This window comes from Salinicola sp. NYA28a (assembly GCF_976982775.1).
The window spans coordinates 74,151-86,955 of record NZ_OZ334582.1; the positions used below are offsets into that span (position 1 = coordinate 74,151).

Below are 12,805 nucleotides of genomic sequence, written 5' to 3' on the forward strand. Positions count from 1 at the left end.
CACCTTTCGGTGGGGGTATCCGGTTCAAGCGATCTTGGCTTTCAGGAACGCCAGATTGACGGCCTTGCGTTCAGCGGTGCGCAGCCAGTGCGACGGATCGGCCAGTTCGGCCAGGGTCGGAGACTCGTCGGCGATGTCGCCCTCGGCCCAGCTAAAGCCAGCCGGGTGAATCGCGACGTTCAGGCGGGAATGCAGGATTTGTTGACCACCACCACGACCGGCGGACGGGATGTCTTCGGTCTGCGTGCCTTCGGCGATGGTCGGTTCGGCCAGCGCGTAGCCCACGGCACCAGCCCCGAACAGCACGGACGTGAACACCCCGGCTTCGGTGTCAGCGGGCAGGCCATCATCCACGATGGTTGCCAGCCCCCGGAAGGTGGCGATGGTGCCGCCTTGGCTGTCGGGAATGAACTCGATTAGGTCATTCTTGAGCGCACGGCGGTAGATGGCGGAGTGCATCGCGATCCCGGTCAGGTTGCTCAGCGAGTCGCCCAGCGTGCCGGTGGCGTCGATGACAGCTTCAGCACCGAAGACAGCCGCCGCGCCAGTCTCGCCGGTAATGTCCAGCACCATATCTCCGGAGTTATTGGCGATATTTCCCGCCATAACGCCATTGAGAGACGCGATAAGGCGTCGCTGCATCTGACGGTCCCAGTAGGCTTGCACGCGGCTCTGGATGCGCTGTAGGGCGTTATCCCCGGCAATCTCGGAAGCCAGATTCATCGCAGACCATGACTTGTGCAGGAACGACTTGCGGACAATCTGCTTGCCGCTACCGATCTTGCTTGGCGTGGAGTGAATATCTGGATCATCGTTAACGATGTCGGCTTCGTCGTCGCCCAGGTCGAGCCAGAACGGGACGTTAAAAGCGTGAGCGCCTGCTTTGAGTTGGCGGGCAATTTCCGCGTTATTCACCGCGACACCGGATTGGAAAAGTGCCGTCTTCTGCATCGTCTCTTGCAGAATGTAAGCGGTGAAAACTTGCGGTTCGATAATGTCGGTCAGGCGTGTAACGGCCATGATGAATCACCTTGATAATAAGGATTGAGTGATTCTCACGGACCACAGGTCTCGGGAGGGTTCGCCACAGGCGATCAAGTCCCAGCTTGTGCGGCTGGTGCGCATCTCCCACAGGGAGGAAGGGTAACGAAAGGCAGCCCCACAGGGGCCGCCAGTCGGTACAGCAATTATATCACCTCATGCCTAATTGTGGGCGATTGAGCGGCTTTTCTTCGGGTTTATCGTCATTGGCCGGTGGGCGCGGTGCGCGTCGGTAAGTGCTGCCGGGCGCACCACTTCCCGTGGCTTTGGGTAGGAAGTAACGAATATCCTCGAGGCCATGATCGCCCGCCAGGTCATGCAGGTTATCGAGTGTCAGCTCTCGCGGATGATGTTCCTCGCCATACTGACCCACCTTGACGGTTTTCAGCGTGGGGTTGCCGTCCTTGTCGTTGATGTAGAACTTCCCATCCTCGCCACGGGCAATATCGAAGTGCTCCGAAAATGTCTGGCGTAGGGCGCTGGCAGCCGGGCAGACGCTCTTGAAGAACTCGTTTACCGGCTTCTCGAACGTCAGTTGGTGGATTTGGTCGGAAAGCTCGCCTTTCTCAGCCTCCAGCTTTTCCACCTGCTCTCTTAATCCCTCGGATTCACGGGATTTCTTGGCGCGTTTCAGCTCGTCCAGTAGCTCGGCGTTCTTGGCTTTCAGCGCGTCGTTTTCGGTTTGCAGTGCTTCGATGTCAGACATTGGGCTTTACCTCGATATTCCAATGGGGCCACCGACTTTGTGCCGATAGCAGGGCTTCATCGTGAGTGAGTAGACGACCGACCATCGTCGTAAAGGGTCGGCCATCGCGGAGTACCCGCCAGGCCATCAGGCGGTCATCGTTGGCTGGGATCAGCTCGCGCAGCAGTGCCGCCTTGTGAGACTTGATCCAGACGCGAATGTCATCGGTGATGTTTTCGGAGGGCCAGACGTACAGGCGTTCACCGGGCAGCGGCTCGGCGTGTAGTTCGTGGGTGCGGAGATAGTCGATGGCGCTCATTCGAACGTCTCCCCGCCACTGGCTTTCGGCCAGGGGGATTTATCCGCGACACCGCGACAACCCGCGCGGTTACTGGCCTGACGCTGATTCTTATCCGCGACATTCTCCCGAGTTGTCGCGGATGCGGTATCGCTGAAACCCGCGTGGTTACTGGCTTGTCGCGGTGTCGCGGATGAAACCGGGGATACAGCAGAAAGGTATCGCTTGAAGGCGTCGCGGAAGTCCTCCAGCAGATAGCCCTTCTTGTGCAATGCTCCAATCCGCACTTCACGCGACTTGATACCGAATCCCCCCAGCTTCGCCGCCACTTGCCGGGCGGTTATCGGCTTGCCACGGTTCCAGGTATTCCACGGCGCTTCACCATCGGCCCAAAGTGCCTCCGTCAGATCGGCGGTAAAGATCCGGTCGGCACGCTTGTCATCGAACACGGCCTTGATGTCTTTCAGCAGCTCCACACCAACGTCTGGCGCTTGCTCGCTGTCATCCATCTGCGTGATCTTGATCGCCAGCAAGCGGACGCGCTCGGGCCATTCACCGCCGATGGCCTCGGCGATTTGCTGCATTGGCTCCCAGTTATCGGCGGCGCGATTGCTCAGGCCGGTAATGGGCGCTGGGCGTGCGTTGGCGACAGCTTCGGCGGTGTCCTCCTGTAGTCGTGCCAGTTGGCTTTGCAGGCGTTCCCGCTGCTCGGCTTCCATGAATCGGATGTTCTTCACCGTCTCGTGGGGCAGCTTGCGGCGCAGCTCTAGGCGAATCGAGCGGCTGGCGAGCGTGTTGGCGATGCTGCCGATACCGCACAGCGCCTTGGCCCCGTAGGTCGCGAAGCGCTTGGGCTCGTGGTCGTCTCCCACCACGCGGATGATGTAGCCGTTGCGCCGATGGCCGGAATTAAGTACGCCTCGGGCGTCTTCGTTGTCCCGTAGGAACGTATCGACCTCATCGATCAGCAGGGCCGGTCGCCACTTCGCCATCGAACGAAACAAGGCGGCGGGACTAATCCCGTCGCACTTGAGTGGCTGGAAAGCGAACGCTTCCATGAATTCCAGCAGCGTCGACTTTCCGCAGTTGGGCAGCGGTGCCGTGATGTTGGCGATGGGAGCCACGTGGACGCAGTGGACGAACCAGGTAAAGACGATCCAGAGCGCAGCAGCGTCGGCCACCTCGGGCTCACACACCACAAACTGGCGCAGCGTGTCGGATAGCTCCCGAACCAGTGCGGCACCGTCTACCGGGGTATCCCACGGCTGGATCTCCGGAAATAGCTTGTCGTCCTGATTGGTAGTCGCGGCGCGGGTCAGCTTGTCCAGTTCGGAAACCTGTACCTTGGCGTCCTTCGCGGCTGCCCGGATGCGCTGCCAGTCGGCGGGGCTGTCTTGGCGAATCTGCGCGATCAGATCGAGGATTGACGCCTCGAACAGTGCGCCAGGATCGTCCTCCACCTTGGCGATGGCTGCCTGTACCTGCTCCAGCGGCGTCGGGGCGTTGTCGATGGCGTCCTTGATGTCGGATGGCGTCATAGACACACCTCCCGGCCATCCCGCATGGCGTCGTTGAAGTCCGTCACGCCTTCGGCAGCTTCGGGCCAGATACAGCGGCCACCCACGGCAGCGGCGGCGTCCTTGGCCTTCGTGATGCCCGGATTCCCGGCTGTCTGGTGATCGTTATCGCCACAGACGATGATCGAGATGGCGGGATACCGCGCTCGCAGGCTTTCGGCCACGGCACGAAGGTTGCCCGCATTCATGGCACAAGCGACGGGGTAGCCGGTTGCCATGTTCAGCGTTGCGCCAGTTGCCCAGCCTTCGGCGATCAGTAACGGTTGATCGTCGTGGATCGCGCCAATGGGGTGATAACAGCCCTTGACGCGGCCACCAGGGCGAAAGCGTTTGCCGCCGTCATGGTCGATGGTCTGCCAGTTCACCAGGCGTTCGCCATCGGTCAGCGGCACCACCAGCTTGTCGCCTTGTTGGCGCAGCCCCAGCGGCTCGACGCGCTTGCGCAGGGCGTAGGGAAACGATGGGTTGGGTCGCGGCAGGGTAGGCCACTCGGAACGGCACAGGGAAGCCGTCAGCGCTTGCTGGCGCTCCCGCTCGGCTTGGCGTTCATGCTTGGCTTCCTCGGCTCTCTCGCGGGCTTTCCGGGCCGCTTCCGGGTCGGGATCGGCATCGGGGAAGATGTAGCGGGTATCGATCAGCCCCCATACGCCCCAGCAGCCGAAGTCGTGCCGGCACGAGTACCAGACACGCTTGTTGCCACGGCCTTTATCGGGATGATCGAAGCGGCGAATGGAGCCATCGGCTACGGGGGTGACGGCAAGGCCGGTATGGGTCAGAATGTCGTCAGCCAGTTTTGTTTCGATGGCAATCTGGTTCCCGAACGTATGCCTTACCGCCCGTGCTCCCCCAAGCGTGGGCGTTCTTTTTTGTGGGGTCATTCATCCTCCCCGGCCTTCGGCTCGCTTGTCTCGTGAGCGTGATTGCAAAGCGCGGTCAGCACGGCCAGTTGTGTCTCCACACCTGCCAGCATCGCGGACAGAACGTGATCGGCGGGGCGGTCTTCGCAGGCTTCGCCCAGCAGCACTTCGACAGTAGTGATAGCGCCTTGGACGTGATTGATCGTTGCTGTCATCGCGTCGATATGGACGCCAGGCAGCAGGTCAGGGCGTACGGCAACGGCTTCGGCGGGAAGATAGGCTTCGATCTTGGTTGGCGTAGTCATTGGGCATGCTCCTGAGTGATCGAGGAGAGCCACTTGTCTAGCGTCGTCAGGTCGTAGCGAATAGATCGGGAGCCAAGCTTGAGATGCTTGGGAGCGGGGTTGCCGAAAAGCACGCCAGACCAGCGGCTTTGGCGAAGGGTGGTAGGTGCGCAGCCGAGATACTGGGCGGCTTCGCGTTCAGTGGCGAGACGTTTTGAAGGGTTGGCTGTCATTGCCTTGATCCTTTTATCGGATGCCAGCAGACAGACAGGGGGCAAGGCAGAGATATAGCGGCAGACGCCAAGCTATTTGCATTGACGCCAATAGCACCGCTAATATCCAGGGCAAGGAACAATGTTCCTCGGTGGATCGCTCTCTAACAGACTGGCTAATGACGTTCTCTTGGGTGTTGGTAGCACCTTCGAGCGACGCATTGGCGTGTCTGTAGCTTTCCATCCTGCTTTACTCCTGACTGTCTTCTGGTCAGGTGGTGGGGGTGCGAAGCGGTCTGTCCGCTAAAACTGACGCTTCACACCCCCTGCTTTACGAACCTCGCCTAGGCGGGGTTCTTTTGTATCCAGCTTCCAGCTCTCCAGATACATCCCTGAATATAATTACATACATGGCGCACTGCAATGCGCGATCCATACTTTCTTCTGTGTGTTTCTTGTGGATGATTCCTGACGATACGTTCGCGTATCAGTGGCGCTACTGAAATCGCGAACCGATGGTTCAGGGCTACGATGTAAGCTGGCTTAAAGTCTTGTGTGGTCCCCACCACACCACCTAAACATCACAATTCGTGATGCCATCTCTCGTAAGTACCGCTTACCACCACCGACCTTTTCCCGCTACAACCCGCATGGCTACAAGGTTTTCTTGTGACCTTTATGCGATTCAGTCGCATTTTCTCGTATAGGTTGCTGCATTGCTTGTCGCCTCCAATCGCCTGCTGAATGCCTGTCGCGATATGCGCGGGCGCATATGAGAGAACTCATATGCGTAACCTTGCATGGATGCATGGTGATTCATCGCGTTTCACTCATCAGGACTGCTCTAGAATCGTCCGCATCCTTCCGCTGCTCTCCACTCTCTTCCGGCACCGTGTGATTAATCATTTCTCGAATCTTATCTCTCAACCCCGCCTCATTCACGAGGGTGCTGATTGAGCGGTCTGAAGGTACTGACTGGTGGCATCGCTTATCAGGATCGGCTTCTTCAGCGCGAATAGCTGTTGAGTAATGCCAAAACGCTGAAATTTCCCCGCTTCCTTATAGCTCTTTGGAATCAATGGCGACCGTCCAAGCAGCCGTGATCGCCGCCCGCCGCTCCGGTCGCTCGCTTACTGATGCTGTGGTGGTCTCGCAGGAGCGTCAGCTCAGTGCGGTCAGCTTCGGCAGCCCCTTCAGCAGCGTCGGCCACCACTTGTCGGCGGCGGCACCCAGATGAACGGTGATTCGCCGAGCGTGCAGTCTCAGCGTGGCGGCGACCTTCAGCACCTGCTCGCGCATCCGGCTGAGGCTCCAGCCTTGCCGGGTCTGCCGCTCCAGCAGGCAGCGCAGGCCATGCAGGACCTGGTAGGCGTAGAGGCTGAGCAGCAGGCTCACCTCGTTGCGTGCCATCACGTCCTGAACGGTGGAGGCGCCGCGATCGGTCGACGAGAGGTGCACGTCGAGCGCCGACTTCACCTCGCCCATGTGCGCCTCGGCGCTGCCGCGCTTGCGGTAGAGCGCCAGGACCTTCTCCGGCGGCCAGTCGAACTTGCCGAGGTTGGTGACCAGGAAGAAGGCATGCAGCAGCAGGTCATCGGGGCGTTCCTGCACCACCAGCACCACGCGACGCGGTGCCGACCAAGAGCCCGCTTGATACTCCAGATCGTGGCACCACTCGCGAGGCTGCTCGGGTGGCCGGCCAGGTGGCCGCTTCAGAAGTGGCGCTGCCAACTTCTGCAGGCCAGTGTGACTGCGCAGCCGGCCCAGGTACTCGATGTCGCACTCTTCCAGGGCCTCCAGCGTCGCGTTGTCGGTGAAACCGGCGTCGATGCGCACCCGAACCTGGGCGCCGGTGCTCTCGTTGAGTCGCCGCACCAGATGCGGGATCCAGGTGTCGGCGTTCTCGGCCGGGCCGGCGTTGCCCTCGCGCAGCAGGCCGCCCACCATGTCGCCGGTTTCTGCCAGCGAGGCGACCAGCGGTGAATAGATCCGCGCGCCGTACAGGCCATGATAGGCCGAGCCGCCCTGGTGGCCGTGGACCTCGATCGGCAGGCCGTCGATGTCCAGCGTCAGCTGCTTGGGGCGCTCGCCGTTCTTCAGCGCGGTCAGGCGCCAGATCACCAGTCGCAGCAGGCCTTCGTGCACGGCATCGATATTGTCGCAGCGCCCGAGGCAGGTCAGCAGCCGCGACAGCGTGGCTTGAGAGGGCCGGTCCTGGGCCAGGGGCGTTGTCCCGCGCGCATCGCTGCAGGCCAGCTGCCAGAGCGGATCACGGCGCAGCGTGTCGGTATCGCTGAGGTCGATCCAGCCCATCGCACGCTGCAGCACCAGGGTACGCAACTGGCTGGCCAGCGAATGAAGGATGCGCAGCGGGTGGCGTCGATCGACCAGATTGTCTTCCAGCGCCTCAATCACGCCGCTGTTGTCGAGGGCCTCACGCAACAGCAGAGCGCCGCTGTCGCTGGTAGTGCGCTGGCCGCTCAGCTCAACACGGACAGCGCCGTTGCATGAGGGCGTCCAGGTGGATAGGCTTTCACCCATAGCGGATGGCTCTCTTGGTTCAGATTCTTGGCGGAACACACTGAATTTTCAAGAGAATACCATCCGCTATCTTCGTTTTCGGGCCGGCCTCATGAATAAGCCGGGTCAACGTCATGGATTGCTCGTTGGTGTCTATGATCTCGCTGGAGTTTCACCGTAAAGCGCGGGGTGCAGCGGATTGAAAACGACGAAAAACACGCTGACCACCGAGAAATTCCTCTTTTCGGGGTTTGCGGGGGTAGTCACCCCTGCGTTGTGGAAAATTTCATCGCTACCACGTTGTCCGGCTCGACCATGACTTGACTTGCGATCAGATCGCCCCATGCCTGCCAGGCGGCTTGCTGCTCGGCGGCGTACCCAGCGTGTTGATAAACGGCGACTAGCGCGTCCTCCGGCTGGTGATTAAGCATCCGCTCGATGACGTGAGGCTGTACCGCGCAGTATTCGCCCAAGCCGGTCGCAAAGGTGCGACGCAGATCGTGGGCGCTGAATGGCTCCATCGTCCCTAGCGGGGCGCTCTCGTCGCGTTCGCGTGTCTTGCGTCCCTGTAGGCGCATGACGGCAGTAGTCAGGCTGGAATCGCCAATAGGCTGCCCTTCGACGCGGCCTTGGAAGACGTATTCGCCACCGTTGGGCATGGTGCGCAGTAACGCCACGGCAGCGTCAGAGAGGTAAACAGTGTGGGCTTGGCGATTCTTCGTATCAGTAGCGGGAATACGCCAGACAGCCTTGTCCAAGTCGATGTCGCGCCACTTGGCTTTCAGCAGTTCGCCTCGGCGCTGGCCGGTCAGGATCAGTAGGCGGATGGCGTTCTTGAGGGTGTCGGTTAGGCCGGATTGATCGAGGGCCGTCCACACTTGGCGAAGCTCGGTCAGTGAGAGATAGCGCTTACGTGGTGCGCCCTTGCTGGCACCGATCCGGGCAGGCTCGATGCCCACGGCAGGGTTGATGGCAATCTGGCCGCGCTGCTCGGCATGATCGAACATCGCTTTCAGCAGGGTTAGGCACTTACGGGCCTGCTCGCGGCTCTGATTCTCGGCCACCTCGATGATGATGGCCTTCACTTGCTGGACGCTGACACCTTTAACCAGGAACTCGCCAAGGTTGTCGCGAAGGTAGTAGCCCCAGCGCCAGGCGGTTTGCTCCACCACCTTTTCAGACGGCGGACGCTTTGTACGAGTTGATGGCGCTTTGGCGTAGCTGACTATCCATTGCTGGAAAAGCTCCTGCATCGTCCAGGCGGCTTGGTTCTCGGCTTTCTGTTGGCGTCTGACACGCTTGGGATTGGTGCCTTGTGCCAGCAGGTTACGGACTTCGGCGTGAGTCTCCCGCGCCTCCTTCAATCCCATGGCAGGGAAGGTGCCGATGTTCATGGCGTCCTGCTTCCCATTGAAGCGGTATCGGACATACCAGCTACGGCCACCACCAGTGCTGACACGAATAGCCAGGCCACCACCATGTGGCGACTTTACAGCCTCCCAGTAAACGGACGCTTCCGGCTTAAGGGACTGAATCTGGCGGTCGGTGGTTATCACGGCTAGCTCCAGGCTGTTACCACTTTGGTAATCACCATTGGAGTCTATAACCACTTACATTGATAGACAAGCGCAGACAGTAAAAAGCGCTAAAGACAAGATATTGTGGGGGTTTTGGCGTCTATGTGAGTCGCTAAAAATATGTGAGTTTTGCTCTCCGAAGGCAGGGGTCGCAGGTTCGAATCCTGCTGGGCGCGCCATCCCAGTCAATGAATCCTGACGCTTTTCCTTCCTCTGAAATTCCCTCCTTTTGTTGCCCATTCGTGACGTGACTATTTCGTGCAGGAACGAGATTATTTACAGCCTCGATCAGTGCGTCCGAAGGCAGGGTCGCAGGCTCCAATCCTGTTGAACCCCATTCCCCTGCTTTCATCTTTGCCTTGAGCTGAAAATCGCCCACAAAAAAGGGCCCGAAGGCCCTTGTTTTACTCATCGCTCAGCCAATTAGCTGTTGCTGACGAAGCTCATTTCCACGTTGCCGTGGTCGTTGCTGCCATTCTGGGTAGCGTGCTGCAGTGCTTGGGCGGCGGCGTCACTCTGGCCTTCACCCACCAGCGGGTTATGGCTGGTCGAAATGTTGGTGGCGAGTTGCGTGGCGTCGGCGACGTTCTGCAGTGCCTGGTCCGCTGCGGCGCTATGCCCGCCAGTGACGGTATCGACGCTGTAGCGAGTCGGCAGGGCGTGGTACTGCGCGGTCTGTTCGATATTGAGCGCTTCGCTCTGCTGATCGAAATGACGCTCGGTCACGAGGCTGTTGGCCTGGGCGACGGTGGGCAGAGCAATGGCGATTGCGATGGCTGCGAGAATGCGGGTTTTCATGGTGTTGCCTCCAATGATCATCTGTTGTGGCTTGGGCCCTTGGCCTCAACCTGTGATGTCATTATCGGGTGATTTCCGTTAGATGGCTAATTAAATGCAGCGAAATAGGCTATCGATGGAAATGATCTTGGAGAATAAACCTGAATATGAAATAGAAAGCAGGGTAAGAAACTAGAAAGGGGCCCGAAGGCCCCTTTGATGACTAGCACTGATGACTAGCGCTGCCGCAGTGCCCGAAGGCGAAGACTTACAGGCTGGCGAAGTTCACTTCGACGTTGCCCTTGTCATTGCTGACGGTCTGGGTAGCGTTCTGCAGTGCCTGGCCGGCAGCGGCGCTCTGACCTTCACCGATCAGGCTGTTGTGGGACGGCTGGACGTCGGTGCTCAGCTGAGTGGATTCGGCCACGTTCTTCAGAGCCTGGTCGGCAGCGGTGCTGTGGCCGCCATCGACGGTATCGGCGCTGTAGCGAGTCGGCAGTGCGTGGTACTGCGCGGTCTGCTCGATGCTGAGCGCTTCGCTCTGCTGATCGAAATGACGCTCGGCAACGGCGCTGTTGGCCTGGGCGACAGCGGGCAGAGCGATGGCGATTGCGATGGCTGCGAGAATGCGAGTTTTCATGGCGTTACCTCCAAAATGTCTTTTTGCTTGATGACCTCTCGGCCTCAACCTGTGGCGACATTATGGGAGCCAACTCTTTAGTCTGCTAATCACGCGTAGTGAATTCGACTATCGACAGGATTAATACTAAGGTCGAATCCATGGGTTGGCTCTGGAGTGTAAACCTTTTCCCTTCGGTTGTGTGAATTCAGCCAAACCGGCTGCCGAGTTCCCCATTCCTGCCAGGGCTTTCGAACGGTTTTGCTCGATACCGGCGCGCCCGCCATAATGGCAGCATCTCATCCATCGCTTGCCAGCAGAGAACCCCTTATGACCCGCACGCCTCGGGATAATGCTCCCGCCGAATCGTCACGCGCTGCCGAGCCACAGGTCAACGTGGGCGATGTCGCTTATCTACGGGTGACGAAGGTCAACGATATCGGCGCCTTCCTGAACTGGGGCCGCCCCAAGGATCTGCTGCTGCCGTTCGGCGAGCAGCGCTTCCGCCCGGACGAGGGCAAGCGCGTTCTGGTGATGATCTACGTCGACGACCGCATGCGCCCGGTGGCCAGCATGAAGCTCGATCGCTTCCTGCGGGACGAGTCGGAAGGGTTGAAGGCGGGCGACCGGGTATCGCTGGTGATCTCCGATCTGACCGATCTCGGCGCCAAGGCGGTGGTCAACAGCCGCTTCTGGGGCCTGTTGTATCACGACGACATGTCGCGCCCGCTGCGTCGCGGCGATCGTGTGGAAGGTTATGTCCGTCGCGTGCGCGACGACGCCCGCCTGGATCTATCGCTATTGCCGCCGGGGCAGGCGCGTCTGGATGTGGCCGGCGACAAGGTGCTGGCGGCGCTGGCCGACAACGGCGGGTTCCTGGCGCTCGGCGACAAGAGCCCGGCCGACGCCATCAAGGCGCGGCTGGGCGTCAGCAAGAATGCCTTCAAGCAGGCCATCGGCCGCCTCTACAAGCAGCGACGGATCGTCATCGAAGAGGATGGCATCCGGCTGATCGAGGAGTGACCGGAGCGGTCGCGATCTCACCTGAGGTCGTCGGCGTCAGCTGTAAGCTAGCGCGCGTTATCAGAGCGTTGCCAGCTTATCCGTTTCGGAGGGGTTGTCGAATGCGGTTGTCACTCGTTCCGGCTCCCGGCGCATTAGCACCCGGCCGTTGCGAACAGAGAGAAGCACATCCCCCTGCTTGCGCAGGACGCTATAGTCGTCCTCACCATCGAGTAGTATGAAGTTCCCCGGGTTTCCTATCTCGATGCCGTAGCGATCTGCGATATTCAATGTGCGCGCGCCATTGTCGGTGATGAGATCAAGCGAATGCTTGAGGTCTTGGTAACCCATCATCTGGCAAATGTGTAGGCCGAAATCCAGCGTGCGAAGCAATTTCCCATTACCCAGCGAATACCATGGGTCTTGAATTGAATCCTCGGCGAAGCAGACGTTGATGCCAGCCTCGTTGAGTTCTTTGACGCGTGTCACACCGCGCCGCTTGGGGTAGCTGTCGAAGCGCCCCTGGAGGTGAATACTTTCGGTCGGACAGGCAATGAAGTTGATGCCGGAGCGCTTGAGCAGGCGAAACAGCTTGCTGCAGTAGGCGTTATCATAGGAGTGCATTGCCGTGGTATGGCTGGCGGTGACACGAGCCCCCAATTCGTTGAACAGTGCTTCACTTGCCAGGACTTCCAGAAAACGGGAGCTGGGATCGTCGATCTCGTCGCAGTGAACGTCGACCAGGCGGTCATACTTGGTCGCGAGTTCAATGACCTTTTTCATCGAAGCATCGCCTAGTTCTTGGGTGTACTCGAAATGCGGAATGCCGCCAATGACGTCTGCTCCTGCCTCTAGCGCCTGTTCCATCAGCGCTAGTCCACCGGGAAAAGAGAGCAGTCCTTCCTGAGGAAAGGCGACCACCTGCAACTCGATCTGTCCCTTGAGTTCCTCGCGCATGGCGCAAAGCGTTCGAAGTCCTATGAGAGAGGGATCGGTGATATCGGCATGGGTACGGATGTGCTGGATGCCGTTGGCCACCAGGAGCGAAACGGTTCGCATCACTCGGTGGCGAATATCCTCTTCGTTCAACATTGGCTTGCGCTCGCTCCAACGCTCGATACCTTCGAAAAGCGTGCCACTCTGGTTCCAGTGGGGCTCGCCGGCGGTCAGAGCAGCGTCCAAGTGGATATGAGGCTCCACGAAGGGAGCGCAGACCAGTTTTCCTGCGGCATCGATATGATTGTCCATCGCTGGCGCGGGGGCGCTCTGCTCGGTGATGGCGGTGAAGATACCGTTCTCGATGGTCAAGGTGTGCAGTGAGGAGGAGTTGCGTAGACGAGAGTTTACGATATGCAT

At 59.7% G+C, this 12,805-nt stretch carries 13 protein-coding genes and 1 tRNA gene; 2 read left to right on the plus strand and 12 right to left on the minus strand.

Annotated features, from left to right (window positions below):
- Positions 1-24 precede the first annotated feature (24 nt).
- The 9 genes from ACWHY3_RS00335 to ACWHY3_RS00375 form a co-directional block, all read right to left on the minus strand.
- Positions 25-1,020: a hypothetical protein gene (locus tag ACWHY3_RS00335; RefSeq protein WP_448127335.1), complete on the minus strand. Its 996-nt coding sequence runs from the start codon at positions 1,018-1,020 to the stop codon at positions 25-27.
- A 172-nt stretch (positions 1,021-1,192) separates the two neighbouring features.
- Positions 1,193-1,747, minus strand: a complete 555-nt coding sequence (locus ACWHY3_RS00340; protein ID WP_448127336.1) for a hypothetical protein — start codon at positions 1,745-1,747, stop codon at positions 1,193-1,195.
- Entirely contained in the window at positions 1,740-2,045 is a 306-nt protein-coding gene (locus ACWHY3_RS00345) for a hypothetical protein (RefSeq protein WP_448127337.1), read from the minus strand. Before ACWHY3_RS00345 ends, ACWHY3_RS00340 begins: the two co-directional genes overlap by 8 nt.
- Complete coding sequence (locus ACWHY3_RS00350) at positions 2,042-3,562, minus strand: DUF3631 domain-containing protein (protein ID WP_448127338.1); 1,521 nt, start codon at positions 3,560-3,562, stop codon at positions 2,042-2,044. The genes ACWHY3_RS00345 and ACWHY3_RS00350 overlap by 4 nt, the downstream gene beginning before the upstream one ends.
- On the minus strand, positions 3,559-4,479 hold the full coding sequence (locus tag ACWHY3_RS00355) for a toprim domain-containing protein (RefSeq protein ID WP_448127339.1): 921 nt from the start codon (positions 4,477-4,479) through the stop codon (positions 3,559-3,561). The genes ACWHY3_RS00350 and ACWHY3_RS00355 overlap by 4 nt, the downstream gene beginning before the upstream one ends.
- Complete coding sequence (locus tag ACWHY3_RS00360) at positions 4,476-4,763, minus strand: hypothetical protein (protein ID WP_448127340.1); 288 nt, start codon at positions 4,761-4,763, stop codon at positions 4,476-4,478. Before ACWHY3_RS00360 ends, ACWHY3_RS00355 begins: the two co-directional genes overlap by 4 nt.
- On the minus strand, positions 4,760-4,975 hold the full coding sequence (locus ACWHY3_RS00365) for a helix-turn-helix transcriptional regulator (protein ID WP_448127341.1): 216 nt from the start codon (positions 4,973-4,975) through the stop codon (positions 4,760-4,762). The genes ACWHY3_RS00360 and ACWHY3_RS00365 overlap by 4 nt, the downstream gene beginning before the upstream one ends.
- Before the next feature lie 1,140 nt (positions 4,976-6,115).
- Positions 6,116-7,495 (minus strand): IS1380 family transposase, encoded by a 1,380-nt coding sequence (locus ACWHY3_RS00370; protein ID WP_448127342.1) that lies wholly within the window; start codon positions 7,493-7,495, stop codon positions 6,116-6,118.
- Positions 7,496-7,737: 242 nt separating this feature from the next.
- The gene (locus ACWHY3_RS00375; RefSeq protein WP_448127343.1) at positions 7,738-9,030 is read right to left on the minus strand and encodes a tyrosine-type recombinase/integrase; all 1,293 of its coding nucleotides are present in this window, start codon (positions 9,028-9,030) and stop codon (positions 7,738-7,740) included.
- Between the two features lie 117 nt (positions 9,031-9,147).
- On the opposite strand from ACWHY3_RS00375, the gene ACWHY3_RS00380 reads away from it, so the two are divergent.
- Positions 9,148-9,230 (plus strand) — tRNA-OTHER (locus tag ACWHY3_RS00380).
- A 244-nt stretch (positions 9,231-9,474) separates the two neighbouring features.
- Here ACWHY3_RS00380 and ACWHY3_RS00385 read toward each other — a convergent pair.
- Both ACWHY3_RS00385 and ACWHY3_RS00390 read right to left on the minus strand, forming a co-directional pair.
- Complete coding sequence (locus ACWHY3_RS00385; protein WP_448127344.1) at positions 9,475-9,849, minus strand: hypothetical protein; 375 nt, start codon at positions 9,847-9,849, stop codon at positions 9,475-9,477.
- Between the two features lie 247 nt (positions 9,850-10,096).
- Positions 10,097-10,468 (minus strand): hypothetical protein, encoded by a 372-nt coding sequence (locus ACWHY3_RS00390; protein WP_087720296.1) that lies wholly within the window; start codon positions 10,466-10,468, stop codon positions 10,097-10,099.
- Between the two features lie 309 nt (positions 10,469-10,777).
- Here ACWHY3_RS00390 and ACWHY3_RS00395 point away from each other — a divergent pair, with 309 nt between their 5' ends.
- Positions 10,778-11,470 (plus strand): CvfB family protein, encoded by a 693-nt coding sequence (locus ACWHY3_RS00395; RefSeq protein WP_448127345.1) that lies wholly within the window; start codon positions 10,778-10,780, stop codon positions 11,468-11,470.
- Between the two features lie 60 nt (positions 11,471-11,530).
- Here the strand turns inward: ACWHY3_RS00395 and codA are convergent, their stop codons facing one another.
- Positions 11,531-12,805, minus strand: a complete 1,275-nt coding sequence (gene codA, locus ACWHY3_RS00400; protein WP_448127346.1) for a cytosine deaminase — start codon at positions 12,803-12,805, stop codon at positions 11,531-11,533.

Excerpts from the sequence above, each read along its gene's own strand:
- ACWHY3_RS00335 (WP_448127335.1), bottom strand. The coding sequence starts at position 1,020 with ATGGCCGTTACACGCCTGACCGACATTATCGAACCGCAAGTTTTCACC.
- ACWHY3_RS00340 (WP_448127336.1), bottom strand. The coding sequence starts at position 1,747 with ATGTCTGACATCGAAGCACTGCAAACCGAAAACGACGCGCTGAAAGCC.
- ACWHY3_RS00345 (WP_448127337.1), bottom strand. The coding sequence starts at position 2,045 with ATGAGCGCCATCGACTATCTCCGCACCCACGAACTACACGCCGAGCCG.
- ACWHY3_RS00350 (WP_448127338.1), bottom strand. The coding sequence starts at position 3,562 with ATGACGCCATCCGACATCAAGGACGCCATCGACAACGCCCCGACGCCG.
- ACWHY3_RS00355 (WP_448127339.1), bottom strand. The coding sequence starts at position 4,479 with ATGACCCCACAAAAAAGAACGCCCACGCTTGGGGGAGCACGGGCGGTA.
- ACWHY3_RS00360 (WP_448127340.1), bottom strand. The coding sequence starts at position 4,763 with ATGACTACGCCAACCAAGATCGAAGCCTATCTTCCCGCCGAAGCCGTT.
- ACWHY3_RS00365 (WP_448127341.1), bottom strand. The coding sequence starts at position 4,975 with ATGACAGCCAACCCTTCAAAACGTCTCGCCACTGAACGCGAAGCCGCC.
- ACWHY3_RS00370 (WP_448127342.1), bottom strand. The coding sequence starts at position 7,495 with ATGGGTGAAAGCCTATCCACCTGGACGCCCTCATGCAACGGCGCTGTC.
- ACWHY3_RS00385 (WP_448127344.1), bottom strand. The coding sequence starts at position 9,849 with ATGAAAACCCGCATTCTCGCAGCCATCGCAATCGCCATTGCTCTGCCC.
- ACWHY3_RS00390 (WP_087720296.1), bottom strand. The coding sequence starts at position 10,468 with ATGAAAACTCGCATTCTCGCAGCCATCGCAATCGCCATCGCTCTGCCC.
- ACWHY3_RS00395 (WP_448127345.1), top strand. The coding sequence starts at position 10,778 with ATGACCCGCACGCCTCGGGATAATGCTCCCGCCGAATCGTCACGCGCT.
- codA (WP_448127346.1), bottom strand. The coding sequence starts at position 12,805 with ATGCATATCGTAAACTCTCGTCTACGCAACTCCTCCTCACTGCACACC.